The organism is Arhodomonas sp. KWT (genome assembly GCF_010993615.1).
In genome coordinates this window covers 1-5,488 of record NZ_WNXE01000158.1, presented here as the reverse complement: position 1 = coordinate 5,488, position 5,488 = coordinate 1, and the positions used below count along the sequence as shown (strand labels likewise).

Annotated in this window: 4 protein-coding genes and 1 pseudogene; 3 read left to right on the top strand and 2 right to left on the bottom strand. The window is 69.3% G+C overall.

Annotated features, from left to right (window positions below; genetic code table 11):
- Together G7A99_RS15590 and G7A99_RS15585 are read right to left on the bottom strand one after the other, a co-directional pair.
- Positions 1-557: pseudogene (locus G7A99_RS15590) on the bottom strand (hypothetical protein); the annotation flags it as partial.
- Entirely contained in the window at positions 554-2,296 is a 1,743-nt protein-coding gene (locus tag G7A99_RS15585; RefSeq protein WP_051088161.1) for an autotransporter assembly complex family protein, read from the bottom strand. The gene G7A99_RS15585 and the pseudogene G7A99_RS15590, both read right to left, overlap by 4 nt.
- Before the next feature lie 377 nt (positions 2,297-2,673).
- Here G7A99_RS15585 and G7A99_RS15580 point away from each other — a divergent pair, with 377 nt between their 5' ends.
- The 3 genes from G7A99_RS15580 to G7A99_RS15570 all read left to right on the top strand — a co-directional run.
- Complete coding sequence (locus G7A99_RS15580; RefSeq protein WP_018716328.1) at positions 2,674-4,254, top strand: carbon-nitrogen hydrolase family protein; 1,581 nt, start codon at positions 2,674-2,676, stop codon at positions 4,252-4,254.
- Between the two features lie 146 nt (positions 4,255-4,400).
- Positions 4,401-4,763 carry a phasin family protein gene (locus G7A99_RS15575; RefSeq protein WP_163141775.1) on the top strand — a complete coding sequence of 121 codons (363 nt, stop codon included), beginning with the start codon at positions 4,401-4,403 and terminating at the stop codon, positions 4,761-4,763.
- 201 nt (positions 4,764-4,964) lie between these two features.
- Positions 4,965-5,488: dienelactone hydrolase family protein (locus tag G7A99_RS15570; protein ID WP_163141772.1), on the top strand; the 524-nt coding region annotated here is incomplete at its 3' end.

Sequence of the window (5,488 nt, the reverse complement as noted above, 5' to 3'; positions counted from 1 at the left end):
CCCCCGTCCGCCGGCGGGGCCGGAAGGTCGATCTGCAGCCCGTCCAGGGTCGTCTCGTCCATCGAAAGCCGGTTGCCCGCGGCGTCCGCCGCCGTGGTCAGCGAGGCGAGCCGCAGCCGGCGCTCGTCCACGCGTACCTGGGTGTCGTCCAGGACGACGCGGGAGACGGCGATGCGCACCGGCAGGGCGAAGCCGCCGTCTCCCGGCTGCGCCGTCGGCTGCCCTGCCGGCAGCTCGCCGGTATCGACGGCCACGTCGAGTCCGCGGGTAGCCAGCCGGTCCACGCAGACCGTGCCGTCCATCAGGCAGCCGGGCTGCCAGCGCAGGACCACCGCGTCGGCGGCCACGGACACGCCGGGCATGTCGTAGCGCAGGCGATTGAGGCTCACACCGCGCCACAGGCTGCCGTCGACGACCTCGGCGCTGAAGCCGGGCACGAAGCGCTCGGCAAGCGCGACGGCCTGGCGGGCGCCGGTGGTCGTACCGGCCAGCCAGGCCAGGCCGAGCACAGCGAGCACCAGCACGCCGAGGACTGCGAGGAGGATGCGCCGGATCACAGCGGCGGCCCCAGCGAGATGTGGATACGGAACGGCGGGTTCGGTTCGCTCACGCCCCAGGCGAAGTCCAGCCGCACCGGGCCCACCGGCGAGAGCCAGCGGATGCCGAAACCGCTGCCCACCTTGAAGTCCGTGCCCGGCTCGTCGAAGGCGTTGCCGGCATCGGTGAACACCGCCGCCCGCCAGGACTCGGCGAAGCGATAGCCGTACTCGATGCTGCCGGTGGCGAGGTAGCGCCCGCCGAGCAGGTCGCCGTCGTCGTCCTCCGGGGACAGGGTGTTGTAGCCGTAGCCGCGCACACTGTTGTCACCGCCGGCAAAGAAGCGCAGCGACGAGGGGATGCGCTCGAAGTTGGAGGTGGCGATGGCGCCGAGGTCGGCGCGCACACTGATCTGGTGGCGCTCGAAATAGGTCCGCAGCCACTTCATGCCCACCAGCCCCCGGGCCATGGAGACGTCGGAACCCACGCCCTTCTGGGCGACCTCGATGCTGTAGCTCTGGCGGTCGCCCCAGTAGGGATCGACGCCGCCGCGGGAGCGGGTACGCGAGAAGCTCAGGCCCGGCATGAGCAGGGTCGTCGTCGCCTCCTGGTCCGCCTGGGTGAAGTCCTCGTGGAGCAGGCGCAGGGACTGCACCCGCTCCCAGCCGGAATCGAAGTGCTGGCGACGGCGCACGGCGAGCGTGGCCCGGCTGCTCCGGGTGTCCTCTATGTCCTCGCGCTGGAGTCCGGCCTGGAGCTGGAGCTCGTCGTTGAGCGGGTCGCGCAACGGGATGGTGTAGTTCCCCGAGAGGTTCTGACGCACCGCGGAGACGCGCAGCTCCGCGCCGGCGGTATGGCCCGAGGCGTTGACCCAGTGGCGCTGCCAGTTGATCCGCGCCCGCGGCCCCTCATCGGTGGAGAAACCGGCACCGAAGCCGAGCGTGTTGGGCTCGCGGGCGGTGGCGTTGACGGTGACGGGCACGGCGCCACCGGGCTCGGCGGCGTCGCGCTCGGGGGAGACCTGGACGTCACCGAAATAGCCGCTGTCGAGCAGGTTGCGGTTGAGCGCGGCGACGCGTTCCGCAGCGTAGGGGGCGCCGGTGTCAAAGGGCACCAGACGCCGCAGGAGCTCGTCGTTGAACGGCAGATCGCCCTGGAAGGTCACCTCCCCGAGCTCGTAGCGCGGGCCGGTGTCGTAGACCAGGGTGATGTCGGCAGTGCGCTGTTCCGTGTCCACGGCGATGCGGTGCTCGCCGAAGCCGCCGTCGAAGTAGCCGTTCAACAGTGCGGTGTTGCGCAGGCGGGTCTTGGCGGTCTCGTAGGCCCCGTGGTCGAGGGCGTCACCCTCGGCGAGGGGCAGGCTGGCAATCACCGTGTCGAAGAGCCTGGTACCCGCGCCCTCGCCGGTGACGCGCACGTCCAGCTTACGGATATGCACCGGCTCGCCGGGATCGATGCGGAAGGTCACGCGCCAGCCATCGTCCGCAGCGGCGACGTCCGTCTCGATGCCGGCGTTGTAGTAGCCCACCGCCTCGAGGGCACGGCGCACGGCATCCACGGTATGGCGGGCGTAGGCACGGGCCTCGCGTTCACTGCCCACCTCGGGCGGCTCGCCGAGGTAGGCCATGACGTTCTGCCGCGCCCGCCCTTCCGGCGCATCCACGTCCAGGTGCAGCGACGCCGCCGGCACGCCCTGGACCCAGAGCGCGAGCACCAGTGCCAGCCCGCAGCCGGCTTGAGAGATCGAGGATCGCGTCATTCGAGTTATTGCTAATCGTCTCAGAGGTCGTGTCACGCGTCAGCCGGACTGTGCATCGATGGGGCAAGGCACGAGCCGCACGGTGGTGCCAGACTACATGAGCGGTGGGCAACGCTGCCCTACCGCAACGCAGTCCGGCCCGGAGGGAGTGCGGGAGCGGTCCGGCGGCGGCATCGCACCTGCCTGACGTGAGCCCCGCCACGCCGGCGCGAACGCGCTCTGCCCCCGAACCGCCGCGGTGCCCTGACACGCGACAATCCCTCTGGGAAGATCGCTCCCCGGTCCCGTCACTGCATCGCCGATCGCGCTCGGGGACGGCCCACCGGATCGGCATGATATTCTCCCATGTCGGACCTACGGCAAGCGAAGAAATTCCGATGCGTGCAAGCGACGACCAAGGCAACGAGCGGGACGGCGAGGAGCACCGCCTGCGCCTGCGGAACCTGCGGCTGTCCGACTACCCGGACGTCAAGCACATCATGGACCGCGTCTACAACACCCTCGGCGGGGCATGGTCGCGCAAGCAGTTCGCCGCCCAGGTGAACCGCTTCCCGGAGGGACAGATCTGCATCGAGGACAACGGCCGTGTAGCCGCGGCGGTGATCTCGATGATCGTCGACTACGACCGCTTCGGCGACAAGCACACCTATGAGGAGATCACCGGCAACGGTTTCCTCACCAACCACGACCCCAACGGCGACGTCCTCTACGGCGTGGACGTCTTCGTCGACCCGGACTACCGCGAGATGCGCCTCGGCCGGCGCCTCTACGACGCGCGCAAGGAGCTCTGCCGCAGCCTCAACCTCCGCGCCATCGTCGCTGGCGGGCGCATCCCGGGCTACCGCGAGCACGCCGGGGAGATGACGCCCGAGGAGTACATCGAGCTGGTCAAGCGCCGGGAGATCTACGACCCGATCCTCTCGTTCCAGCTCGCCAACGACTTCCACGTGCGCCGTGTGATCACCGGCTACATGCCGGAGGACCGCGACTCCCACGCCTACGCGACCCTGGTGCAGTGGGACAACATCTTCTACGAGGCCGAGCGCAGTCCGCTGATCGGCGGGCGCAAGTCGCTGGTGCGCGTTGGCACGGTGCAGTGGCAGATGCGCCGGGTGAAGACGTTCGACGACCTGATGACGAACATCGAGTTCTTCGTCGACGCCATGGCCGGCTACAACAGCGACTTCATCCTCTTCCCGGAGTTCTTCAACGCGCCGCTGCTCGCGCAGTTCAACCAGGACGAGCCCGCCGAGGCCATGCGCCGGCTCGCGCAGTACACCGAGGAGATCGTCGAGGCGATGTCCCGGCTGGCGGTGAGCTACAACATCAACATCATCGCCGGCTCCATGCCGTTGTACGATGAAGACGAGAGCGTGCTCTACAACGTCGCCTACCTGTGCCGGCGCGACGGCACCACGGACAGCCAGTACAAGCTCCACGCCACTCCGGACGAGCGCTTCTACTGGGGCGTCCAGGGCGGCGATGCCCTGCGCATCTTCGACACCGACGCCGGGCGTATCGGCATCCTAGTCTGCTACGACGTGGAGTTCCCGGAGCTCGGCCGGCTGCTCGCCGACCAGGGCATGCAGATCCTCTTCGTGCCGTTCTGGACCGACACCAAGAACGCCTACCTGCGGGTGCGCCGCTGCGCCCAGGCACGTGCCATCGAGAACGAGTGCTACGTCGCCATCACCGGCAGCGTGGGCAACCTCCCCAAGGTCGAGAACATCGAGATCCAGTACTCGCAGACCGCGGTGTTCTCGCCCTCGGACTTCGCCTTCCCCCACGACGGGATCGTGGCGGAGTCGACGCCCAACACGGAGATGACCCTGATCACCGATCTCGACATGGACCGGCTGATCCAGCTGCGTGCCGAGGGCTCGGTACGCAACACCCGCGACCGGCGCCTCGATCTCTTCCGCGTCGAGTGGCTGGACCAGTCCGGGGACTCGGACTAGCGGGGCATCCCCGGCTCCGCGGCACGAACCGGTAGAACGGGGGACCCGCCGGGCGGCCCACCGGGCAGCCGAACGGCGGTTCCCTTCCGGCCCGGCCGGCGCTATACGTTGTGGCTCCCCCCTCAGCCATGACTCGGAGCAACCCCATGGAGACCGGACCCGAAACCCCGTCAATGCCGCGCCCCGACTGGAGCGCGATGCTCACCCCGCAACGCGAGCTCATGGAGGCCTGGCTCGGCTTCGCCGAGCAGCTCACCCGGCTGCACATGGATACCATGCGCCGGTGCATGGAGCTGGCGCTGGAGGAGACGCGCTGCATGATGGCGGTACACGACGAGCGCTCGCTGCAGGACTACTGGCAGCACCAGCGCGGCTTCCTCGAGGAGCTCGACACCACCATCGGCCAGGAGCTCCAGGGCGTGCGCAGCCTCGGCGAGCGCCTCGCCCGCGAGGTCACCCATACGGCTCCCGCCGGCGAGGGCGAGACCCGCGCCAACGACGCCGCCTGAACACGCCGGAGCCCCCCGGCGGTGAGACCGCACGGGCCGGCGGGCCTCCCCCGCCGGCCTTCCCGTGGTCCCCGCACTGACCGCGGCGGCCATCGTTGTCTGCCCCGCCCTACCCCGCCTACGATTAGCCGACGAATCAACGCTGCGTTCGCGGCCCGTGCCCCCATTTGCACGGGAAACCACTGCCACCACGGAGGAGCCATGCCACTGCAAGCCGTCGACACCCGGTGGATCGATATCGCCAGCCACGACGACCGGACCTTCAGGGGATACCTGGCACTGCCGCCGGCGGGCCGGGGTCCCGGCATCGTCCTGATCCAGGAGATCTTCGGCGTCAATCACCATATCCGCAGCGTCGCCGAGCAGTACGCGCTGGACGGCTATGTGGTGCTCGCCCCGGACGTATTCTGGCGCCAGTCGCCCGGCGTGGAGCTCGCCTACGAGGGAGACGACATGGAGACCGCCTTCCGGCTGGTCGGCGAGATCGACTTCTCGGTCGCGGTGAAGGACCTGGCCAGCACCGTCCGGGCGCTACGCCGGCGACCCGAGTGCGACGGCAGCGTCGCCTCGCTCGGCTATTGCATGGGGGGCATCCTGTCCTATCTGGCTGGTATCGAGTCCGGTGCGGACCGGGTCGTGAGCTTTTACCCGGGGGGCATCCACCGGCACCTCGACAAGGCCGCCCGTCTCACCGTGCCGGCGCAGTTCCACTTCGCCGGCAACGA

Coding starts and splice junctions, on each gene's coding strand:
- G7A99_RS15585 (WP_051088161.1), bottom strand. CDS start 2,296: ATGACGCGATCCTCGATCTCTCAAGCCGGCTGCGGGCTGGCACTGGTG.
- G7A99_RS15580 (WP_018716328.1), top strand. CDS start 2,674: ATGCGTGCAAGCGACGACCAAGGCAACGAGCGGGACGGCGAGGAGCAC.
- G7A99_RS15575 (WP_163141775.1), top strand. CDS start 4,401: ATGGAGACCGGACCCGAAACCCCGTCAATGCCGCGCCCCGACTGGAGC.